We start from the raw sequence: 21,252 nt of genomic DNA, 5'->3' as shown, positions 1-21,252 counted from the left end.
AACGCTGTCGGGATTGGAGCTCATCAGGCGCAGCGGGTTGTAGGCCGCGCCGGTAATAAAAACAAATAGTCGGTTTAGAGATAACGTTCCCTGGCCTTTGCTTCAAACTTGAACGGTTGCACTGTTCATACTTGGCATAGCCCCGGGACGACTCTCACGCACCGCGTTGCACAACACATACACTCAACTCAATTAGGTAACACTGTGACGAAAGACGAACTGCGCGCGGAACTTGAGCGCCAGGAACAACGTTACAAGGACGTTTACGGCGGGGAAGTCACCACCTACGCCGCCCAACCTGAGCCGGAACGCAAGCCATGGCGCAAACGAGCCAGCCTGCTGGACCAGGCATTCGCCCAGGAAATTCAAAAGATCGAACAGGAGCTCAAAGCCGAAGAGCCATAAGCACTTCGACATGAGCCTTGCGGTTTTTGCTGTCTCCGCCGGTCCACCAACGGCGGAGAGCACCTCCCTGTTCCAAACGGTCAGCTTCCTGCTGCCGCCAACGAAATTTCATACAAATGTTTCAAACAGGATGTTTGCCGGTAAAAACCCGCCTCGATCGCCCCGAACTTTATAAATCAAAGACTTGCCAAGCCCCCGAAAACCCTGGGATGAGCGCCCTGCCCGCGGTTTTTTTCAGAGAAGATTGTTACCGATGAGCAGCTAATGCATCGATTACTGAGGTTTTCTGGCATAATCGCGCCCCCTTACGACCGGGTCAGAAAACCTTCATGATCGATTTATTCAGCGGACTGGATGCTTGGGTTCTAGTGAGCCTGTTGCTCGCCCTGGCCTTTGTCCTCGCCTTCGAGTTCATCAATGGCTTTCATGACACCGCTAACGCGGTGGCCACAGTCATCTATACCAAAGCCATGCCGCCACACCTGGCCGTGTTCTTCTCCGGGGTATTCAATTTCCTCGGCGTGTTGCTCGGCGGTGTCGGCGTCGCCTACGCCATCGTGCATTTGCTGCCGGTGGAATTGCTGATCAATGTGAACACCGGCCATGGCTTGGCAATGGTCTTCTCGCTATTGGCCGCGGCAATCACCTGGAACCTGGGCACCTGGTACTTCGGTATCCCCGCCTCCAGCTCCCACACCCTGATCGGCTCGATCCTCGGCGTCGGCCTGGCCAATGCCCTGATCAACGACATCCCCCTGGCTGACGGTGTGAACTGGCAGAAGGCAGTGGATATCGGTGCCTCGCTGGTGTTCTCGCCGATGGCCGGTTTCCTGGTCGCAGCCCTGGTGCTGATCGGCCTGAAATGGTGGCGCCCGCTGTCGAAGATGCACAAGACCCCGGACCAGCGTCGCAAACTCGATGACAAGAAGCATCCGCCGTTCTGGAACCGCCTGGTCCTGGTGATTTCGGCCATGGCCGTAAGCTTCGTGCACGGCTCCAACGACGGTCAGAAAGGTATCGGCCTGATCATGCTGGTGCTGATCGGTATCGTACCGGCCCAGTTCGTACTCGACCTGGGCAGCACCACTTACCAGATCGAACGCACTCGCGACGCGACCGTGCATCTGAGCCAGTTCTACCAGCGCAACAACGCCACGCTCGGCGAGTTCCTCGCACTGGGCAAAGGCGTGAAGGATGATCTGCCGGGCAAGTTCCAATGCAATCCGCAACAGACCGAGCCGACCATCAACGCCCTGATGGAAACCCTCAAAGGCGTCTCCGACTACCACTCGCTGACCGCCGAGCACCGTATCGAAGTACGCCGTTACCTGCTGTGCCTGGACGATACCGCGAAGAAAGTCGGCAAGCTGCCAGGCCTGGATGCGCGTGAGAAGTCCGACCTGGACAAACTGCGCAAAGACCTGACCGCCACCACCGAATATGCCCCGTTCTGGGTGATCCTGGCCGTTGCACTGGCCTTGGGCCTGGGCACCATGGTCGGTTGGAAGCGCGTGGTCTTGACCATCGGCGAGAAGATCGGCAAACAGGGCATGACCTATGCCCAGGGCATGTCGGCGCAAATCACCACGGCGAGCATGATCGGCCTGGCCAACATCTTCAGCCTGCCGGTTTCGACGACCCACGTATTGTCGTCGGGTGTAGCCGGGACCATGGTGGCCAACAAGAGTGGGCTGCAAGGTGGCACGGTGAAAACGATTCTGATGGCATGGGTGTTGACCCTGCCGGCGACCGTAGCCTTGTCGGCCGGGTTGTTCTGGCTGGCGTCCAAGACGCTGGGCAGCTGATAACCCAGCGGTGAAAAAGAAGGTGCGACCTCGCTGAGGATCGCGCCTTTTTTTATGCGCGTTCGATTGGCGACATATCTCTTTACCAAGTGAATATGTACACAAACCAACACACAAAAAAAAGGGCGACCGAAGTCGCCCAAAATGCCTTGCGTGCCCATGTAATCCAGAAAGACTTACGGTTCTTTACGCTTGTTAGCGTCTTTCCAGATAAAAATCCCAAACCCTACAAAGAACAACACCATGAGGCTTACAGTCAGCACTCCGGCGAACACCACATTATCGAAAAACATGACCGGCCTCCTGCTCGTGCCCTGTTGCGATAGGGCTAAGTTAAAGGAGAAGGCGCAATGGAAAATTGACGGGGATCAATGTCCCACGCAACTGGGCGTAAAGGAGGGCAATAACTGACCTGCATCAATGGATGCCGGCAGTTTCAACGCTTTTTCGGATTATTCTTCGGTTTTTTCTTAACTTTCGGCTTTTTCCCAAGCAACGGCATTGCCTGTTCGAATGCCTGACGCACTTCATTGAGGCGCTTGTCATTCAGGTCATGGATACGTTTGGCACGTTCGGCATTCAGGTCGATCAGCTTGGGGTCTTCACTCATGGCTTGGCTTACGTCGTGGCGGGAATCGCTCAATAATGCGGCCTCCCTCGCGCCACGGCAAATCAACGAGCGACAAATGGCAGGTCATCGCCCAAAATCGGCATTTCCCCCTGTCCCGGAGACGTATTCAAGTGGCACTGCACAAGGATCTTCCGCCATTGCTGGCCCTGCGCGCGTTCGAGGCGGTGGCGCGGCACTTGAGCTTTATCAAGGCGGCCAACGAGTTGTCGGTGACCCAGAGTGCCCTGAGTCATCAGGTACAAAAACTTGAACAGCATCTGGGCAAACCTCTGTTTATCCGTTGTACCCGTGCGATCGACCTGACTACCGATGGCGAGCATTACTACAACGAAATACGCCCTGCCCTGGATGCCATCGCTGCGGCGACCCGCGTACAGCGGGTCGCCCCGCGCCACACCGTGTTACGCATCGGCCTGCTGGCTTCTTTCGCCACCCTGTGGCTGGCCCCACGGCTGGCCGACTTTCTCACCCGCTACCCGCACATTCAGGTGGAATTGCTGCCGTCGATTCAACTGGCCAACGTCGCCGCCGCCGAGGTCGACCTGGCCATCCGCTATGGCAAGGGCGACTGGCCAGATGTGCAAGCCGTGCGCCTGATGGATGAGGCGATCTCACCCGTGTGCAGCCCCGCGTTCAAGGCCAGCCAACTGCATAAAGCACCGCTGTTGATGGCCACCTCGCATCGACCGTTCGAATGGACGGATTGGTCCGCGCACAATCAATTGGACCTGGCCGATCACCCGCGTGTCGTGTTGCATGACTACAACATCGTGGTCGAAGCCGCCGTGGCCGGCCAGGGCATCGCCATGGGCCGCCACCGCTTGATCGAGCGCAGGCTCCAGGACGGTAGCCTGGTCGAAGCCTTCGACTGGCCGCCCTATCGCAGCGAAATAGGCTACTGGCTGATCACCCCCCACGGTTCCACCCACGAAGCGGTCAAGTGCTTCAGCCAATGGTTGCAGGAAGCCTGCCGCCACGCATGAGCTTTTTCGATACGTCGAGTGAGATCTACGCGTTTGTCGCCCACTGCCACGCCCGACATGCTGAAGCCTCTTGAACCAGGAGGATTCACCATGAGCGACTCGATCCGCCAACACGTGCACGCCCTTGGCCTGACGCTACCGGCGGCCAGCCAACCAGCGGCCAACTACCTCAGCTACGTTATCAGCGGTAACCAACTGTGGATCTCCGGGCAGATTCCAATGCTCGAGGGCAAACCCGCCTACCTCGGCCGCCTCGGCGAATCCCTCAGCGCCGAAGAAGGCACCCAGGCTGCGCAGTTGGCGGCCTTGGGGCTGCTGGCACAACTGAGCAGTGCCCTCGACGATGATCTGTCGCGCCTGGCACGCACCCTGCGCGTCGGGGTCTTTATCGCCAGCAGCGGCGACTTCCAGCAGCAGAGCGCGGTCGCCAATGGCGCCTCGAACCTGTTGGTCAACGCCCTCGGCGACAAGGGCCGGCACGTGCGCACCGCCGTGGGCGTATCGAGCTTGCCGGCCGGCGTCGCCGTGGAGGTGGATGCGCTTTTCGAGTTGCAACCATGAGCCCGCTCGAAGTCCAACACCTGCGAGACGAAACACCGGGCTGCCGGTCGGGCATCGTGCACTTCAATCATGCCGGTGCCTCCTTGCCGAGCCAGGCGACCCTCGACGCGATCATCGACCAGTTGCAACGCGAAGCCCGCGACGGCCCCATGGAAGCCGGCGAGCATGGCACGCTGCTGGTGGAAAAAGCCCGCCAAGCGGCCGGGCAATTGCTTAATGCACCGGCCTCTTCAATAGCCTTTGCCAGCAGCGGCTCGACCGCATGGAGCATGGCATTTCAAGCCTTGGGCGCCTGGCAGCCTGGCGATCGCATTCTGGTCGGCCGGCAGGAATGGGGGGGCAACCTCGCCAGCATGGACCTGGCCGTGCAAGCGGGTGCGCGGGTGGAGGTTATCCCCTGTGATGAAAGCGGCGCAGTCTGCCCAATCGCCCTGGAGTCGATGATCGATGCAAACGTGAAGTTGATCGACCTGACCTGGCTTCCCGCCAATGGCGGTCTTATCAACCCGGCCCAGGCGATAGGCGCTGTGGCCAGGCGCCATGGCATCCCATACTTCATCGACGCGGGCCAGGCGGTCGGCCAGCTACCAGTGGACGTACAGGCGCTGCACTGCGACGTGCTCAAATCGGCGGGCCGCAAACACCTGCGCGGGCCACGCGGCACGGCGCTGCTCTATATTCGACCCGACTTCCTTCAACGTTTGAACCCAGCTCAACGCGACGTGTTTTCAGCCCCCTGGACCGCCAAAGGCTTCGACTTGCGCAACGACGCCCGACGCTTTGAAACCAGTGAGGCGTCCTATGCCTTGTTGGCAGGGTTGGGCAATGCGCTGCAAGAGGTCAACCGACTCGGCGTGGAGCGAACCTGGGAAAGAGTCTTACAGCTCAGCAAGCGAATTCGTGAAGAGTTGCGTGAGATCCCCGGCCTTTCCCTGCACGACTCAGGCACCACCCACTCAGGTCTGATCGCCTTCAACCTCGCCGGCTGGGACGCCTTCGAGCTCAAGCAATGCCTGGGACTCAAACGCATCAATATCGGCGCCAACGGCGTGGCCTATACGCCCTTGGACATGCAGGCTCGCGGCTTGAACAGCATTGCGCGAATCTCGGTCAGCCCGCTCAACAACGATCACGACATCGAGTTGCTGATAGCGGCACTGCGGGCCTTGAGCGATTAGACCTCGACGTCCACCCACAACCCCTGGCGCGGCGCATCTTCGATCAACGGGACGACCGGCACCGTGTTGTCGGCATTGAGCACATCACCTGGAATCGCCAAGTGTTGTTTAGGATCCTCGTCGGCTTCGCGCCGACGTTTTTGTTGCTCTTGCTGGCGGCGCTGTTCTTCGCGCAGCAGAAAGCCCGATTGCTCCGCATCACCCTTTTTCAGGTCGATCGTGCTCTCGTTGGAGCCTGCTTGTACGGGCACCACCGGCGGGATATCCGGCTTCTGGCGCGCCGGGTCGAGCTGCGACGTGACCGGCACAACGCTGACGGGCAGCATGGGTGGCAACATAGGCTTTATTCTCCTGATCAACAGGCTGTCGGCGGACCGCCGGGCGACTTGAACGGCCAGTCGCCAAGCTGTGACCCAGTCGACACTCGTGAGTGCCCGCCATCTGTCGATTCAACTGTTGAAGCGCCGCTCAAACAGAGTAGTTTTTGTCAGAATCCTTTGGCTGAGGGCCGTGTTCCGTTAAGATAGTCGGCTTTTTCACGGCGGGAGTCAGGCAGCATGGCGCAGCAGTATCAACCGGGGCAACGCTGGATTAGTGACAGCGAAGCAGAGCTGGGGTTAGGCACCGTTCTGGCACAGGACGGGCGCTTGTTGACCGTGCTCTATCCGGCCACTGGCGACACTCGTCAGTATGCGCTACGGAATGCGCCCCTCACTCGCGTGAGGTTCTCGCCGGGTGACACCATCACCCATTTCGAAGGCTGGAAAATGACCGTGCAGGAAGTCGACGATGCCGACGGCCTGTTGGTCTACCACGGCCTCAATGGGCAGAACGAGCAGGTCACCCTGCCGGAAACCCAACTCTCCAACTTTATCCAGTTCCGCCTGGCCAGCGACCGTCTGTTCGCCGGGCAGATCGACCCGTTGGCCTGGTTCTCGCTGCGTTACCACACCCTGGAACACACCAGCCGTCAATTGCAGTCCTCGCTGTGGGGCCTGGGTGGCGTGCGAGCGCAACCTATTGCTCACCAACTGCATATCGCCCGTGAAGTCGCTGACCGTATCGCGCCACGGGTATTACTCGCGGATGAAGTGGGCCTGGGCAAGACCATCGAAGCCGGCCTGGTGATCCATCGCCAGCTGTTGTCGGGCCGCGCCAACCGCGTGCTGATCCTGGTGCCGGAAAACCTGCAGCACCAGTGGCTGGTAGAGATGCGCCGCCGCTTCAACCTGCAAGTGGCGTTGTTCGACGAAGAACGTTTTATCGAAAGCGATGCCGCCAACCCGTTCGAAGACACCCAGCTTGCGCTGGTCGCACTGGAATGGCTGGTGGACGACGAAAAGGCCCAGGACGCGCTGTTCGCCGCCGGCTGGGACCTGCTGGTGGTCGACGAAGCCCACCACCTGGTGTGGCATGAAGACAAGGTCAGCCCGGAGTACGCGCTGGTCGAACAGTTGGCCGAGGTTATCCCCGGCGTGCTGCTGCTCACCGCCACCCCGGAACAACTGGGCCAGGACAGCCATTTCGCACGCCTGCGCCTGCTGGACCCGAACCGCTTCCACGACTTGCAAGCCTTCCGCGCAGAAAGCGACAACTATCGCCCGGTAGCCGAAGCCGTGCAGGAGCTGCTGGACAAGGGCCGCCTTTCCCCTACCGCGCACAAGACCATCCAGGGTTTCCTCGGCAACGAAGGCGAAGCCCTGCTCACCGCCGTCAACGATGGCGACACCGAAGCCAGTGCGCGCCTGGTGCGTGAGCTGCTCGACCGCCACGGCACCGGCCGCGTGCTGTTTCGCAACACCCGCGCCGCCGTACAAGGCTTCCCCGAGCGCAAGTTGCACGCCTACCCGCTGCCGAACCCGGACGAGTACCTGGAGCTGCCGCTGGGCGAACACGCCGAGCTGTACCCGGAAGTCAGCTTCCAGTCGCAGCCGGATATCGAGGAAGACAATCGCTGGTGGCGCTTCGACCCACGGGTCGAGTGGCTGATCGACCAGCTGAAAATGCTCAAGCGCACCAAGGTCCTGGTGATCTGCGCCCACGCCGAAACCGCCATGGACCTGGAAGACGCCCTGCGCGTGCGTTCCGGTATCCCGGCCACGGTATTCCACGAGGGCATGAACATCCTCGAACGTGACCGCGCCGCCGCTTACTTCGCCGATGAAGAGTTCGGCGCCCAGGTGCTGATCTGCTCGGAAATCGGCAGTGAAGGCCGCAACTTCCAGTTCTCCCACCACCTGGTGCTGTTCGACCTGCCGTCCCACCCCGACCTGCTGGAACAGCGGATCGGCCGTCTGGACCGGATCGGCCAAAAACACGTGATCGAACTGCACGTGCCGTACCTGGAAACCAGCCCGCAAGAGCGCCTGTTCCAGTGGTACCACGAAGCGCTGAACGCGTTCCTCAACACCTGCCCGACCGGCAACGCCTTGCAGCATCAGTTCGGCCCGCGCCTGCTGCCGCTGCTGGAAAACGCCGATGACGGCGAGTGGCAAGCGCTGATCGACGAGGCCCGCGCCGAGCGCGAGCGCCTGGAAGAAGAGTTGCACACCGGTCGCGACCGCCTGCTGGAGCTCAACTCCGGTGGCGCGGGTGAAGGCGAGGCGCTGGTGGAAGCTATCCTTGAGCAAGACGACCAGTTCGCCCTGCCGATCTACATGGAAACGCTGTTCGACGCGTTCGGCATCGACAGCGAAGACCATTCGGAAAACGCGCTGATCCTCAAGCCGAGCGAAAAAATGCTCGACGCCAGCTTCCCCCTGGGCGACGACGAAGGCGTGACCATCACCTACGACCGTAACCAGGCGCTGTCGCGCGAAGATATGCAGTTCATCACCTGGGAGCACCCGATGGTGCAAGGCGGCATGGACCTGGTGCTGTCCGGTTCCATGGGCAACACCGCCGTGGCGCTGATCAAGAACAAGGCGCTCAAGCCCGGCACCGTATTGCTGGAACTGCTCTATGTCAGCGAAGTGGTTGCGCCACGTGCGCTGCAACTGGGCCGTTACCTGCCGCCGGCCGCCCTGCGCTGCCTGCTGGACGCCAATGGCAACGACCTGTCGAGCCGGGTGTCCTTCGTGACCCTCAACGACCAGTTGGAAAGCGTGCCGCGGGCCAGCGCCAACAAGTTCATCCAGGCCCAGCGCGACCAGTTGACGCCACGCATCAACGCAGGTGAAGAGAAGATCACCCCGCAACATGCCGAGCGCGTGGCCGAGGCCAAGCGTCGCCTGGCGGCGGATACCGAAGAAGAACTGGCACGCCTGACCGCGTTGCAAGCCGTCAACCCGACGGTGCGTGACAGCGAACTGGTTGCCCTGCGCAACCAACGCGAACAAGGCCTGGCCATGCTCGACAAGGCGGCACTGCGGTTGGAAGCGATCCGGGTGCTGGTCGCCGGTTGATCGCGGCTTGAAGGAAAAAACAAGGCCCGCGCAATGCGTAATGCCAGTCAGTTAAATGGTGGGACGTAGAACACATCATCTGTAGTGAGCGGGCTTGTCCCGCGCTGGGTGGCGCAGCCGCCCCAAACCCAGGCGCCTCGGTCCTCCTGAAATACCGCGGCGTCTTTGTTGGGGCGGCTACGCCACCCAGCGCGGGGCAAGCCCGCTCACTACAGTTGTCCTCACGACCGATACTGCGACTAGATCACACATCGCCCGTCAAACCGCCACGGTATTTCAGAAGAACCGAGGTGTCGCGTTTGGGGCGGCTGCGCCACCCAGCGCGGGGCAAGCCCGCTCACTACAAGGCCGTTGCCGCCGAAGCCGGCACCTCCACCGCACTCAAGCCTTCCTTCATCCGCTTGGCATCCCGCACAAAACTGCGTGACGCCTGGAACAGAAACAGCATGGTCAAGAACAGCGCCACCGGGATCAGGTACATGGCGTCATGCAGCCCTACCGCTTTATAAGCTTCGGTCATTTGCTCAGCCCCCGCCGCGTACATGGCCGAATGGGCGAAATGGTCCGACAGGCCGCCCACCACGATCGGCCCCATGCCCCCTCCCAGCAGGTACAAGCCGGCAAAGAACAACGCCATCGCCGTCGCCCGCAGACGCGGCTCGACCACATCCTGGATCGCGGTGTACACGCAGGTATAGAAGTTATAGGCGAACAGCCAGCCGACACTGAACAGGGCTATAAACACACCGATCTCGATGCGCCCGGCATGCAAGGCCCAGGCGGTGGTCACCGTGGAAATGATCAGGCTGCACGCGGCAAACAACAGACGACCATTGGCGACCCGCTGATGGATCTTGTCGGCAATCCAGCCGCCCAAGGTCAAGCCCACCAGGCCGGTCAGGCCGACGATCACCCCGGTAGCCACGGCCGCCTCCTGCAATGGCATGAGGAAGTAGCGCTGCAGCATGGGCACCAGGAACGAGTTGCAGGCATAGGTGGCGAAGTTGAAACACAGCCCGGCCAGCACCAGCCACAGGAAAGTCGGCACCGCCAGCACGCGACGGATCGGGCGGTCGACGCGCGCCTGGGAGACCTTTACGGTTTCCGCCGCGCCGCGTTCAGGTTCCTTGATATAGAACATGAATATCGCCAGGATCAGCCCCGGCACGGCGGCTATGAAGAACGGTGCGCGCCAGCTGTCAAAAGCCTTGACCATCGCGCCAATGGTGAAAAACGCCAGCACCAGGCCCAATGGCAGGCCCAGCATGAAAATGCCCATGGCCCGTGCCCGGCGGTACGCTGGAAACAGATCGCCAATCAGCGAGTTGGCCGCCGGCGCGTAGCTGGCTTCGCCAATGCCGATCCCCATGCGTACCAGCAGGAAGCTCCAGAAACTGCCAACCATGCCATTGATCGCGGTGAGCCCGCTCCAGGCAAACAGGCCCCAGCCCATCAGTTTGCTGCGTGAACCGGTATCGGCCATACGCCCCAACGGCAAGCCGGCAATCGCATAGACGATAGTGAAGGCCGTGCCGATGATACCGAGCTGGAAGTCGCTCAGATGCCACTCCATGCGGATCGGCTCGATGATGATCGCGGGAATCGTACGGTCGAAGAAGTTGAACAGGTTGGCCAGGAACAGCAGGAACAGAATGCGCCAGGCATTCGCCGCTTGGGTCGAGTTCTGCATGGGTCCGTCTCTTTTATTGTTATAAGAGCTGCGATGTCCGGTGCATCCTGCTCAGGTACCTGCAACATAGTCAGGCTGGCGGTGGTTGTCTGTAATGATTCGTAAAGCTGATAGGGCATGATTTCGCCCGTCGCAATGGGACTTTGCCTACACAAAATATAAGTGCGCCCCCCTCTTCCCAACGGCTACGGCCCGGATAGAATGGCGAGCCTTCCGAAACACCCTACTTCTACTTTTCTTATCGATGACGCCCATGTCCGAAGCCAGTCCGTGTCTGAATTGCGGTGCCTGCTGTTCATACTTTCGTGTGTCTTTCTTCTGGGGTGAGTGCGCCTCCTCCGGCGGTACGGTACCCGATGACTTGGTGGTACAGATCAACCCCACCCGCGTGGCGATGATCGGTACAGACCAGAAACCCGCACGCTGCTGCAGCCTCGAGGGCGAAGTGGGCAAGGAGACCCGCTGCACGATTTACGAGCAGCGCTCAAGCCCGTGCCGTGAGTTCGACGCATCGTGGAGCCAGGGTGAACACAATGTCGACTGCGACGCCGCACGTGCCGCATTCGGCCTGGCTCCACTGGAAGCACCTGTCGCGCGGGAATTGCCGATCAGCGCTTAGCATCAAACGCTATGGGCACCATGCGAAAAAAGTTCAAAGCAAAGTGCCATTATCCATGATGAATCCCGCGAAGCTTCTATACTCGCCTTCATAGGTCATCGCCTCAGGCTGTGACGTGACTCTATGACGGGGCATGCTATGGAATGGCTTGGGATGCACTTTTTCACCGAGCTTCCAGAAAAAGGGCATTTATTACTCAATTGCAGTCATAACCCCTTTCTGGTGCTGCTGGCTTACCTGGTCGCTTGCGCGGCCGGGTTCGGCACGCTGGATATGGCCGAGCGAGTCGGCCATGTGGAAGACCCCACCGCCCGTAAACACTGGCGCTGGCTGGGTGCCGGGTGCCTGGCGGGCGGCATCTGGTCGACTCACTTCATCAGCATGCTGGCTTTCCAGGCCCCGATCGCTATTCATTACGAATTGATCCTCACGTTCGTTTCGCTGGTGATCGCCCTGATCGCTTCGCTGTTCGCCATGCAAACCCTCAGTCATCCGCACCTGCGGTTCCATCAATACCTCCTGGCGTCGGCCTGGATGGGGCTCGGCATCGCGCTGATGCATTATGTCGGCATGTCGGCCATGCGTTCCCAAGCCGTGATGTACTTCGAATCGGGCTTGCTCATTACGTCGGTGGCGATCGCCATCGGCGCCAGCCTCGCCGCGCTGTTACTGTCCAGCTACCTGCGCACCGGCACCGGGGTATTTCATCAGTTGCTCAAATACGCCGCCAGCCTGGTGCTGGGCGCCGGCATTCTGAGCATGCACTTCACCGGCATGGCCGCCATGCAGATGGTCGTGCCCACGGGGGCCGACCTGTCGTTAGCGCTGGACCACAACCCGATTCAACTGGGCCTGTCGGTGGCGGTGATTACGCTACTGGTGATCGGCAGCAGCATCAGCGCGGCCTTGGCCGACAAGAAACTGCAGCAAAAGGAGCGCGACCTGCGCCGAGTCAACGCACTGCTCAGTGAACTGGACCAGGCCCGTGCGTCGCTGCAACAGGTCGCACATTTCGACGCGCTGACCAGCCTGCTCAACCGCCGTGGGTTCAACCAGATCTTTGCGGAGAAAGTCGCGGAAAAAACCGCGAACAAAGGCATGATGGCGATGATCTTTCTCGATATCGACCACTTCAAGCGAATCAACGACAGCCTGGGACATGACGCCGGCGATCAGTTGCTCAGAGTACTGGCCGGGCATATCAAGAGCTCCGTGCGCAGCCATGAAGATGTGGTCGCGCGCTTTGGTGGCGATGAGTTCTGCATCCTGATCAGCATCCACCACCGCGATGAAGCGCGCCACATGGCCCAACGCATCATGCAGAGGATGAAAGATCCGATCGAGCTGGCCGGTCGACGCATGGTGATGACCACCAGCATCGGCATCAGTGTGTTTCCCGATGACGGCCTGACCTGCGAAGAGCTGCTGAAAACCGCCGACCTGGCGCTGTACCAATCCAAGGACAACGGGCGCAATAACCTGAGCTTCTTCAGCTCCAACCTGAAAACCCGCGCGTTCCTCGAACTGCAACTGGAAGAAGAGCTACGTACAGCGCTGCGTGCGCGCAACGAATTGGTACTGTTTTACCAGCCGATCTTCGACATGAAGCTCGGCAAGGTCACCCGCCTGGAAGCCCTGGTACGCTGGCAGCATCCGCAACATGGGCTGCTGGCGCCGGACCGTTTTATCGAAATCGCCGAAAGCAACGGGCTGATTGCCGAACTGGATCACTGGGTGCTGCGCCAAGCCTGTCACGACCTGAGCTTGTTGTCCGACCGCGGCTACTCCGGACTGACCATGGCCGTGAACTGCTCGGCCTTGAACCTGGCCCGAGATGAATTGGCCGATGAAATCGAAGCCGCCCTGCGCTTCGCCGGGGTTGCCGCCAACCGCCTGGAACTGGAGGTCACCGAGAACGCGCTGATGGGCAATATCAGCAGCACCCTGGCGCTGTTGCGGCAGATTCGGGCATTGGGTGTCTCCCTGGCCATCGATGACTTCGGCACCGGCTACTCATCCCTGGCCTACCTCAAGCGTCTGCCATTGAACACCTTGAAGATCGACCGCTCGTTTATCCAGGACATTCCCAAATCCACCGCCGATATCGAGATCGTCCAGGTGATTATCGGCATGGCTCATACCCTGCACCTGCAGGTGGTGACCGAAGGCGTGGAAACCCAGGCGCAATTCGAGCTGCTGCTCAAGCATGGCTGTGATTTCATTCAAGGCTACTTGCTCAGCCCGGCAGTGCCCGCCAGTGACATCATCGGTGTGATGCAGGGCATCCAGATGCGCAACCCGCTCAATCTGATCAACGGGGAAGGCCATAAGGAGGCCCCGCTGCCGAAGGAACCCACCCCGGAGCGTAATGGCTCCCCCTCTGTCGTAAGGCCAATTCGCTGACGCCGATTCTTTGGCATTTCGCCATCATTTGGTTAAAGAACGCCGACGAACGGCCGATTCATCAGAGTCCGGCCGGAATTCCCCTGTAAACACTTGGGTTAAACCCAGCCGCCCCGGACTCAGACGCACTGTAAAGTCGCGAACTTTCATTCAGTGATGGCTCCCCGATTTTTTTGGCCATCCGTCCAGGTACATGGCGCCCAATGACTTCCAAAAACAGCTCCGCCACCGTGGTCCCCGACGAGTTGCCGACAACGCCTGCGCAAAAAGCCGCCGGCTATAAACCATTGAACACTGCCCGCCCGCTGGCCACCCAGCAATACTTGTACTTCACCGAGACCAATACCGACCGCATCCTCGACAACCTCGACGGCCTGCGCGACATGGTGTTCCCGCGCCCGCCCCAGCTGGAAGGTGACGGTGCCTCGGGCCATGAGCAGGAATTCCCGTCGGTGTGCCTGATCGGCCTGGGCCGCTGCGGCTCCAATATTGCCCTGGACGTGGCAGAGCTGGTGTACAACGCGCGCAAGTTCTACCTGAATGAGTTCAGTACCGAGGATAAGCCTCAGTTCAAAAAGAGCCCTCTGGACAAGGGCTACAGCCCGACCCAATGGATTCGCAACAACCTGCGCCTGGGCGGCGGCAAAACCACCAAGCCGGTGTTCCTGGTGGAACCCTTGGTGATGCTGGGCGATCTGGACAAGGACATCGCCGGGCGCATCCGCTTCTCGCGCAAGGGTGAAAAAAGCGGCTTCCTGCGCGACTACAGCAAGATGAAAATCATGGACCTGTCGGAAGTCCATGCCGGTGGCGCCGGTAACGCGCCCATCCTGGGCCAGTACCTGGCCAAGATCATCCTCAACAAAGACACCCAGCGTTTCTCCAGCCCCGACTGGAAGATGATTCACTCGTACTTGATCGACTCCTGCGGCATCAAGGCCAACCAGTCGCGCCTGTATTTCTCGATCTTCAGCGCCGGCGGCGGTACCGGCTCAGGCATGGCTTCAGAGTTCGGCCTGGCCCAGCAGCACTCGTACATGAACAAGACGTTCGACACCAAGCCCGCCGACGAACACGACAGCAAGAGTGGCCATGCGTTTGTGTTCGAGCCGATCTTCACCAGTGGCATCTGCGTGCTGCCGAATATCTCCGACCACCGCAGCGAAATGTCCGAAGCCCTGCACATCAACGCCGGTCGGCTGTTGTGCAAGTATCTGTCAGAGGAGTGGGATTTCTCGTACAACTTCGCCAATGAAGACAGCAGCGAAGCCAGTGTGAAAGGTCGCATCCGCCCCTGGAACGCGATGATGCTGATCTCCAACGACATCATGCGTTACGCCGAAGAGAGCGACGACGGCAATATCCAGAACATTGATGTCAATGCCATGGAAAAACATGCCAACCAGTACATTTCCCAACAGATTTTCAACATTCTCACCGCCCAGGCGGTGACCACGGACTATGATCAGAATTACTTCCGGCGCGCCGGTATCGACATCGGCGAAACCATTCGCCTGGATGCCAACGACCTGTTCATGAGCCTGGCCGGCCCGGTGGCGATTGCCTATGCCGAATCCGTGGTACCGGAAACCCCGGCGCCGTCGAACGACAAGTTCAAGGTGTTCGACAAAGAGCCACAGCGCCTGAACATCGACGACCTGTTCTTCCGCTCCATTGACCTGCCGCACTTCAACAAGGTCACCCAGGCTATCGAAGGCATCAGCCTGCTGCCCATCGAGTCCAAGCGCTACAAGGCGTCGCTGGAGCAATACAAGAACTCCGGTTATGACGCGGCGGCGCTGCATGACCTGCACTTCTTCAAGAACTGCTCGTCGGTGGTCTCAATCGTCTCGCTGCCCAAGGATTACAAGCTGTCCTACATGGACCTGAACCGGCTCAAGACCCACCTCAACAGCCTGTTTCCCAACACCACGCTCAAGCGCTATGCATTGGTGATCGGCGCGTCAGCCAACCTGTCGCTGACCACACTGATCGCCAAGAGCCCGTGCCTGTCGGATGATTTCCTGACGTTGATCGTCGCGTTTATCAAGCGCTGCTTTGCGCGCAATCCGTACCGCTTCGATGACACGCTGGACAACTCGATCCTGGACTTCATCATTCATGAAGACTTCGACGAAGACCGCATCGACGAACTGCTCAACGAGTTCGAGAACCCGGCGAAGATCCTCGATACCAACTGGTATGCGATCAAGCCGATGTATGAGAAGAAGTACCGCGAGTTGATCAACGACAAGGAGAAGTTCGTCTCGATCAACGACATTCGCCTGTCACGCGACTGCGTGAAGAAGGCGATCAAGTACCTGCGTGAGATTTACCGCCACCGGATTGGCAAGACCAAGGTTATTTCGCTGAACAACCATACCGGCAAGACGGGGTAGGCTTTTATGGGGAGGGGAGCTTGCTCCCTTACCCATACGATTTGCTCATCTTCTGAAACAATTCATCAGGCACTCAGCCACCGACAAAACTGTTCCCGTGACGTTTACGTCACCCTCACCTGTGACCTTTCTCTACGGCAAGATGCCATCACCGTGTCAGCGGTTACCCGGATACACACTCCACCCGCGAAAAAACATGCACCTTTTTTGTGCGCAACTTTCTTAAGCCGCCCTTTCCTGGATCAGAATCCATGGCGAAACCACGACCGCCCACAGGCTCGGATCACGTGTAACCAAGTCCAATGCCCGCGTCGCAGACACCTCGCCCAGACTCCCCGCAGCCAGCCACGCGGCGACTTTTTCGCGGTTATCCTCAGCCATCGCCTCGGCGGCCTCGATCAAATCCAGGCCGGCATCGACCCACAATAGGGCACCCTTGGCAAAGAACGGTTCAAGCTCCTTCCAGGAAATTTCGGCGGTTTCACCGAGCAGCTTGGCATAGAGGGTGCTAGGTTCTTGCGTCATGGGAATCCACCTGAAGAAAAAATCGGCGCAATCATAACGTCGTCCCTTTCGCATCACAAAGCCAGGCGGAAAAACCCAGTTGCAAATGAGGCATCGATAGAAAGTGTCAGGAAAGCCAAGGATTGCCCGGAACTCTGGCATAACCGCGCCGCAATTCTGTCTTTTTCTTTCATTTAAGCGACACGCTCGAGTTTTGCCCCCAGCAGCCAGCTTTTCAAGCGATCAACCGGCGCTCTACACTGTACCGGTACAGTTGCCAGGCCGCTGCCGGGGGATATTCGAGATATCCGATCCGGTTCTGCTGCCCACAAGGCCGCTAGAACTATAAAAAATACAACAGCAAGAGTGGAGCACTATGAATAAGGCTACTAAGCAGATTTCCAAACTGTTTGCCGCTATGGTCCTGGCTGGGGTTGCCGGCCATTCGTTCGCAGCCGATACCATCAAGATCGGTATCGCAGGTCCTAAAACCGGTCCTGTCACGCAATACGGCGACATGCAATTCATCGGTGCCAAACAGGCAATCGCCGACATCAACGCCAAGGGCGGTGTAGACGGCAAGATGCTTGAAGCCAAGGAATACGACGACGCTTGCGATCCTAAACAAGCAGTTGCCGTAGCCAACAAAGTGGTCAACGACGGCGTCAAGTTCGTGGTGGGTCACCTCTGCTCCAGCTCCACTCAGCCAGCCTCGGACATCTACGAAGATGAAGGCGTGATCATGATCACTCCGGCGGCCACCAGCCCTGAAATCACTGCCCGTGGCTACAAGCTGGTCTTCCGCACCATCGGCCTGGACAGCGCCCAGGGCCCGGCGGCCGGCAACTACATCGCCGATCACGTCAAGCCGAAAGTCGTTGCCGTGCTGCACGACAAACAGCAATACGGTGAAGGCATCGCCACCGCCGTTAAACAGACCCTTGAGAAGAAAGGCGTAAAAGTCGCGGTCTTCGAGGGCCTGAACGCCGGTGACAAGGACTTCTCCTCGATCATCCAGAAACTCAAGCAAGCCAACGTCGACTTCGTTTACTACGGCGGCTACCACCCTGAGCTGGGCTTGATCCTGCGCCAGTCCAAGGAAAAAGGCCTGAACGCCAAGTTTATGGGTCCGGAAGGCGTCGGCAACGACTCCATCTCGCAAATCGCCCAGGACGCTTCCGAAGGCCTGCTGGTGACCCTGCCGAAATCCTTCGACGCTGACCCGGCCAACAAAGCCATCGTTGATGAGTTCACCAAGAACAAGCAGGACCCAAGCGGTCCGTTCGTGTTCCCATCCTACTCGGCCGTTGAAGTGATCGCCGGCGGCATCGCCGCTGCGAAAAGCGAAGACACCGCCAAAGTCGCTGCCGCCATCCACGCAGGCACCTTCAAGACCCCCACCGGCGACCTGAGCTTCGACGCCAAGGGCGACCTGAAGGACTTCAAGTTCGTTGTCTACGAATGGCACTTCGGTAAACCAAAAACCGAAGTTTCCCCTCAGTAAGCCAGGCGTTACTGGTCAACAAGCCCACTGTGCAAGCAGTGGGCTTTGTTTTACGAGGTTTATGGGCCTGACACCCGCGATCCGGGCGCTGGCTCACCTGAAAATCTTAAAACCGTCACCAGCGGTTCGCTGGCAAACGCTTTGTGCGAATGTGCTCACAGAACACAGCACGGGGCCGGAACATGACTCCACCAGTGAAATGCGTATCGGGTTTTTAGGAGCGCTGTAATGCCTGAGATCTATCATTTTTTCCAACAGCTGGTTAATGGCCTGACCATTGGCAGCACCTATGCCTTGATAGCCATTGGCTACACAATGGTTTACGGCATCATTGGAATGATTAACTTCGCCCATGGCGAGGTGTACATGATTGGTTCCTACGTGGCCTTTATCGCCCTTGCCGGGTTGGCCATGATGGGTATCCACTCCCTGCCGCTGTTGATGACCGCCGCGTTTATCGCGTCAATCGTTGTAACCAGTGCCTATGGCTACAGTATCGAGCGGGTTGCCTACCGTCCCTTGCGTGGCAGCAACCGTCTGATCCCGTTGATTTCCGCCATCGGCATGTCGATTTTCCTGCAGAACACCGTATTGCTGTCCCAGGATTCCAAGGACAAATCCATCCCCAACCTGATCCCGGGGAGCTTCTCCTTCGGCCCAGGCGGTGCGGAAGAAGTACTGATTTCCTACATGCAGATCCTGGTCTTCGTCGTCACCCTGGTGGCCATGCTGGGCCTGACCCTGTTCATCTCCCGCTCTCGTCTGGGACGCGCCTGCCGCGCCTGCGCCGAAGACATCAAGATGGCCAACCTGCTGGGCATCAACACCAACAACATCATCGCCCTGACCTTCGTGATCGGCGCCGCACTGGCGGCTGTCGCGGCGGTACTGCTGAGCATGCAGTACGGCGTGATCAACCCCAACGCCGGGTTCCTGGTGGGGCTAAAAGCCTTTACCGCGGCGGTATTGGGCGGCATCGGCAGTATCCCGGGCGCCATGCTCGGTGGGCTGGTGCTGGGTGTGGCTGAAGCCTTTGGCGCCGACATCTTCGGTGACCAGTACAAGGACGTCGTGGCGTTCGGCCTGTTGGTTCTGGTGCTGTTGTTCCGTCCGACCGGCATTTTGGGCCGTCCGGAGGTTGAGAAAGTATGAGCAGATATCTTAAATCGGCGTTTTTCAGCGCCTTGCTGGTGTGGGCCGTGGCCTTCCCGGTACTCGGCCTCAAACTGAGCATTGTCGGCATCAACCTGGAAGTGCATGGCACCGGTCCCGTGACACTGAGCATCATCGCCCTGTGCTCGGTGCTGATGTTCCTGCGCGTGCTGTTCACCCAGCAGGTCGGTGCGCTGTTCAAGGGTAACCGTGGCCCACTGGTATCGCCCAAGGTCAGCCAATTCCTGACCCTGCCGCGCACCCAGCGCTACATCATCATCGGTTTGATCATCGCCGCGTTGATCTGGCCGTTCTTCGGCTCGCGCGGCGCGGTCGACATCGCCACCCTGATCCTGATCTACGTGTTGCTGGGCCTGGGCCTGAACATCGTGGTGGGCCTGGCCGGCTTGCTCGACCTGGGTTATGTGGGCTTCTACGCCGTGGGTGCCTACACCTATGCGCTGCTCTCGCACTACCTGGGCTGGAGTTTCTGGATCTGCCTGCCATTGGCGGGTATGGCGGCGGCGACGTTCGGTTTCCTGCTGGGCTTCCCGGTGTTGCGTTTGCGCGGTGACTACCTGGCCATCGTGACCCTCGGCTTCGGTGAAATCATCCGGTTGTTCCTGCGTAACCTCACCGACATCACCGGCGGCCCGAACGGTATCAGCAACATCCCCAAGCCGACGTTCTTCGGCCTGTCGTTCGATCGCACCGCCGCCGAAGGCCTGCAGACCTTCCACGAGTACTTCGGGATCGACTACAACCCGGTGAGCAAAGTGGTGTTCCTGTACCTGGTCGCACTGTTGCTGGCGCTGGCGGCCCTGTTCGTGATCAACCGTCTGCTGCGCATGCCGATCGGCCGCGCCTGGGAAGCCTTGCGCGAAGATGAAATCGCCTGCCGGGCCCTGGGCCTGAACCCGACCATCATCAAGCTCTCCGCATTCACCCTGGGCGCCGCATTCGCCGGTTTTGCCGGCAGCTTCTTTGCCGCGCGCCAAGGGCTGGTGACACCGGAATCGTTCACCTTCATCGAGTCGGCGATCATCCTCGCCATCGTGGTGTTGGGCGGCATGGGCTCGCAGCTGGGCGTGATCCTGGCCGCGATCGTGATGATCCTGTTGCCGGAAATGATGCGTGAGTTCAGTGAATACCGCATGTTGATGTTCGGCGCCCTGATGGTGCTGATGATGATCTGGCGTCCTCAAGGCCTGCTGCCCATGCAACGTCCACATATGGAGCTGCGCAAATGAGCCGCGAGATCCTGAAAGTCGAAAATTTGAGCATGCGCTTTGGTGGCTTGCTCGCGGTCAACGGCGTGGCCCTGACCGTCAAAGAGAAACAAGTGGTCGCGCTGATCGGCCCGAACGGCGCCGGCAAGACAACGGTGTTCAACTGCCTCACCGGTTTCTACAAGCCCAGCGGCGGCAGCATCCTGTTGGATGGCCAGCCGATCCAGGGCCTGGCCGGTCACGAGATCGCCCGCAAGGGCGTGGTGCGCACCTTCCAGAACGTACGCTTGTTCAAGGACATGACGGCGGTCGAGAACCTGCTCATCGCCCAGCATCGCCACCTGAACACCAACTTCCTGGCGGGCCTGTTCAAGACCCCGGCGTTCCGCAAGAGCGAGCGCGAGGCCATGGAGTACGCCGCGTACTGGCTGGACAAGGTCAACCTCACCGAGTTCGCCAACCGCCCTGCCGGCACATTGGCCTATGGGCAGCAACGCCGCCTGGAGATCGCCCGCTGCATGATGACCCGCCCGCGGATCCTCATGCTCGACGAACCGGCCGCCGGCCTGAACCCCAAGGAGACCGAAGACCTCAAGGCGCTGATCAGCGTGTTGCGTGAGGAAAACAACGCCACGGTGTTGTTGATCGAACACGACATGAAACTGGTGATGAGCATTTCCGACCACATTGTGGTGATCAACCAGGGCACGCCACTGGCCAACGGAACGCCGGAACAGATCCGTGACAATCCTGAAGTGATCAAAGCCTATTTGGGGGAAGCGTAA

The 21,252-nt window shown here is 59.5% G+C and carries 18 protein-coding genes; 13 read left to right on the top strand and 5 right to left on the bottom strand.

What is annotated here, in order from left to right:
• The first annotated feature begins 204 nt into the window (after positions 1 to 204).
• Positions 205 to 405, top strand: coding sequence for a hypothetical protein (locus tag JBE38_RS17950; RefSeq protein WP_003172389.1), 201 nt, complete (start codon positions 205 to 207; stop codon positions 403 to 405).
• 329 nt (positions 406 to 734) lie between these two features.
• Positions 735 to 2,210, top strand: coding sequence for an inorganic phosphate transporter (locus JBE38_RS17945; protein WP_205344790.1), 1,476 nt, complete (start codon positions 735 to 737; stop codon positions 2,208 to 2,210).
• Positions 2,211 to 2,386: 176 nt separating this feature from the next.
• Here JBE38_RS17945 and ccoM read toward each other — a convergent pair whose 3' ends face one another.
• Positions 2,387 to 2,503 (bottom strand): cytochrome c oxidase subunit CcoM, encoded by a 117-nt coding sequence (ccoM, locus tag JBE38_RS27875; protein ID WP_017137226.1) that lies wholly within the window; start codon positions 2,501 to 2,503, stop codon positions 2,387 to 2,389.
• 143 nt (positions 2,504 to 2,646) lie between these two features.
• The gene (locus JBE38_RS17940; protein ID WP_143038184.1) at positions 2,647 to 2,853 is read right to left on the bottom strand and encodes a hypothetical protein; all 207 of its coding nucleotides are present in this window, start codon (positions 2,851 to 2,853) and stop codon (positions 2,647 to 2,649) included.
• A 98-nt stretch (positions 2,854 to 2,951) separates the two neighbouring features.
• On the opposite strand from JBE38_RS17940, the gene JBE38_RS17935 reads away from it, so the two are divergent.
• The 3 genes from JBE38_RS17935 (at position 2,952) to JBE38_RS17925 (ending at position 5,563) form a co-directional block, all read left to right on the top strand.
• A complete protein-coding gene (locus tag JBE38_RS17935) occupies positions 2,952 to 3,824 on the top strand; it encodes a LysR substrate-binding domain-containing protein (RefSeq protein WP_205344789.1) in 873 nt (290 codons plus the stop codon).
• Positions 3,825 to 3,914: 90 nt separating this feature from the next.
• Positions 3,915 to 4,385 carry a RidA family protein gene (locus tag JBE38_RS17930; RefSeq protein WP_205344788.1) on the top strand — a complete coding sequence of 157 codons (471 nt, stop codon included), beginning with the start codon at positions 3,915 to 3,917 and terminating at the stop codon, positions 4,383 to 4,385.
• The gene (locus JBE38_RS17925) at positions 4,382 to 5,563 is read left to right on the top strand and encodes an aminotransferase class V-fold PLP-dependent enzyme (protein ID WP_205344787.1); all 1,182 of its coding nucleotides are present in this window, start codon (positions 4,382 to 4,384) and stop codon (positions 5,561 to 5,563) included. Before JBE38_RS17930 ends, JBE38_RS17925 begins: the two co-directional genes overlap by 4 nt.
• Here JBE38_RS17925 and JBE38_RS17920 read toward each other — a convergent pair.
• Positions 5,560 to 5,901 carry an aspartate-semialdehyde dehydrogenase gene (locus tag JBE38_RS17920; protein WP_205344786.1) on the bottom strand — a complete coding sequence of 114 codons (342 nt, stop codon included), beginning with the start codon at positions 5,899 to 5,901 and terminating at the stop codon, positions 5,560 to 5,562. The genes JBE38_RS17925 and JBE38_RS17920 overlap by 4 nt on opposite strands.
• Positions 5,902 to 6,120: 219 nt before the next feature.
• Here JBE38_RS17920 and rapA point away from each other — a divergent pair, with 219 nt between their 5' ends.
• Positions 6,121 to 8,967 (top strand): RNA polymerase-associated protein RapA, encoded by a 2,847-nt coding sequence (rapA, locus tag JBE38_RS17915; RefSeq protein ID WP_205344785.1) that lies wholly within the window; start codon positions 6,121 to 6,123, stop codon positions 8,965 to 8,967.
• Positions 8,968 to 9,307: 340 nt separating this feature from the next.
• Here rapA and JBE38_RS17910 read toward each other — a convergent pair whose 3' ends face one another.
• The gene (locus JBE38_RS17910; protein ID WP_205344784.1) at positions 9,308 to 10,657 is read right to left on the bottom strand and encodes a spinster family MFS transporter; all 1,350 of its coding nucleotides are present in this window, start codon (positions 10,655 to 10,657) and stop codon (positions 9,308 to 9,310) included.
• A gap of 253 nt (positions 10,658 to 10,910) precedes the next feature.
• On the opposite strand from JBE38_RS17910, the gene JBE38_RS17905 reads away from it, so the two are divergent.
• The 3 genes from JBE38_RS17905 (at position 10,911) to JBE38_RS17895 (ending at position 16,078) form a co-directional block, all read left to right on the top strand.
• Positions 10,911 to 11,276, top strand: coding sequence for a YkgJ family cysteine cluster protein (locus JBE38_RS17905; RefSeq protein ID WP_060753795.1), 366 nt, complete (start codon positions 10,911 to 10,913; stop codon positions 11,274 to 11,276).
• 138 nt (positions 11,277 to 11,414) lie between these two features.
• Positions 11,415 to 13,679, top strand: coding sequence for a putative bifunctional diguanylate cyclase/phosphodiesterase (locus JBE38_RS17900; protein WP_090366327.1), 2,265 nt, complete (start codon positions 11,415 to 11,417; stop codon positions 13,677 to 13,679).
• 203 nt (positions 13,680 to 13,882) lie between these two features.
• Complete coding sequence (locus JBE38_RS17895; RefSeq protein ID WP_205344783.1) at positions 13,883 to 16,078, top strand: hypothetical protein; 2,196 nt, start codon at positions 13,883 to 13,885, stop codon at positions 16,076 to 16,078.
• Between the two features lie 222 nt (positions 16,079 to 16,300).
• Here the strand turns inward: JBE38_RS17895 and JBE38_RS17890 are convergent, their stop codons facing one another.
• A complete protein-coding gene (locus tag JBE38_RS17890) occupies positions 16,301 to 16,603 on the bottom strand; it encodes a DUF2288 domain-containing protein (RefSeq protein ID WP_060753798.1) in 303 nt (100 codons plus the stop codon).
• Between the two features lie 355 nt (positions 16,604 to 16,958).
• Between JBE38_RS17890 and JBE38_RS17885 the strand changes: the two genes are divergently transcribed.
• The 4 genes from JBE38_RS17885 to livG all read left to right on the top strand — a co-directional run bounded on the left by JBE38_RS17885 (position 16,959) and on the right by livG (position 21,252).
• Positions 16,959 to 18,086, top strand: a complete 1,128-nt coding sequence (locus JBE38_RS17885; RefSeq protein WP_060753799.1) for a branched-chain amino acid ABC transporter substrate-binding protein — start codon at positions 16,959 to 16,961, stop codon at positions 18,084 to 18,086.
• 228 nt (positions 18,087 to 18,314) lie between these two features.
• Positions 18,315 to 19,238, top strand: a complete 924-nt coding sequence (gene livH / locus JBE38_RS17880) for a high-affinity branched-chain amino acid ABC transporter permease LivH (protein WP_060753800.1) — start codon at positions 18,315 to 18,317, stop codon at positions 19,236 to 19,238.
• Entirely contained in the window at positions 19,235 to 20,488 is a 1,254-nt protein-coding gene (locus tag JBE38_RS17875; RefSeq protein ID WP_090366330.1) for a high-affinity branched-chain amino acid ABC transporter permease LivM, read from the top strand. Before livH ends, JBE38_RS17875 begins: the two co-directional genes overlap by 4 nt.
• The gene (livG, locus tag JBE38_RS17870; RefSeq protein WP_060753802.1) at positions 20,485 to 21,252 is read left to right on the top strand and encodes a high-affinity branched-chain amino acid ABC transporter ATP-binding protein LivG; all 768 of its coding nucleotides are present in this window, start codon (positions 20,485 to 20,487) and stop codon (positions 21,250 to 21,252) included. Before JBE38_RS17875 ends, livG begins: the two co-directional genes overlap by 4 nt.

The sequence above is a fragment of the Pseudomonas sp. ICBG1301 genome (genome assembly GCF_016918385.1).
GTDB lineage: Bacteria > Pseudomonadota > Gammaproteobacteria > Pseudomonadales > Pseudomonadaceae > Aquipseudomonas > Aquipseudomonas palleroniana.
The sequence above is the reverse complement of the archived record's forward strand: the minus strand, read 5'-3'. Positions and strand labels throughout refer to the sequence as shown.

Coding starts and splice junctions, on each gene's coding strand:
- JBE38_RS17945 (WP_205344790.1), top strand. CDS start 735: ATGATCGATTTATTCAGCGGACTGGATGCTTGGGTTCTAGTGAGCCTG.
- ccoM (WP_017137226.1), bottom strand. CDS start 2,503: ATGTTTTTCGATAATGTGGTGTTCGCCGGAGTGCTGACTGTAAGCCTC.
- JBE38_RS17930 (WP_205344788.1), top strand. CDS start 3,915: ATGAGCGACTCGATCCGCCAACACGTGCACGCCCTTGGCCTGACGCTA.
- JBE38_RS17925 (WP_205344787.1), top strand. CDS start 4,382: ATGAGCCCGCTCGAAGTCCAACACCTGCGAGACGAAACACCGGGCTGC.
- JBE38_RS17920 (WP_205344786.1), bottom strand. CDS start 5,901: ATGTTGCCACCCATGCTGCCCGTCAGCGTTGTGCCGGTCACGTCGCAG.
- rapA (WP_205344785.1), top strand. CDS start 6,121: ATGGCGCAGCAGTATCAACCGGGGCAACGCTGGATTAGTGACAGCGAA.
- JBE38_RS17910 (WP_205344784.1), bottom strand. CDS start 10,657: ATGCAGAACTCGACCCAAGCGGCGAATGCCTGGCGCATTCTGTTCCTG.
- JBE38_RS17905 (WP_060753795.1), top strand. CDS start 10,911: ATGTCCGAAGCCAGTCCGTGTCTGAATTGCGGTGCCTGCTGTTCATAC.
- JBE38_RS17900 (WP_090366327.1), top strand. CDS start 11,415: ATGGAATGGCTTGGGATGCACTTTTTCACCGAGCTTCCAGAAAAAGGG.
- JBE38_RS17895 (WP_205344783.1), top strand. CDS start 13,883: ATGACTTCCAAAAACAGCTCCGCCACCGTGGTCCCCGACGAGTTGCCG.
- JBE38_RS17890 (WP_060753798.1), bottom strand. CDS start 16,603: ATGACGCAAGAACCTAGCACCCTCTATGCCAAGCTGCTCGGTGAAACC.
- JBE38_RS17885 (WP_060753799.1), top strand. CDS start 16,959: ATGAATAAGGCTACTAAGCAGATTTCCAAACTGTTTGCCGCTATGGTC.
- livH (WP_060753800.1), top strand. CDS start 18,315: ATGCCTGAGATCTATCATTTTTTCCAACAGCTGGTTAATGGCCTGACC.
- JBE38_RS17875 (WP_090366330.1), top strand. CDS start 19,235: ATGAGCAGATATCTTAAATCGGCGTTTTTCAGCGCCTTGCTGGTGTGG.
- livG (WP_060753802.1), top strand. CDS start 20,485: ATGAGCCGCGAGATCCTGAAAGTCGAAAATTTGAGCATGCGCTTTGGT.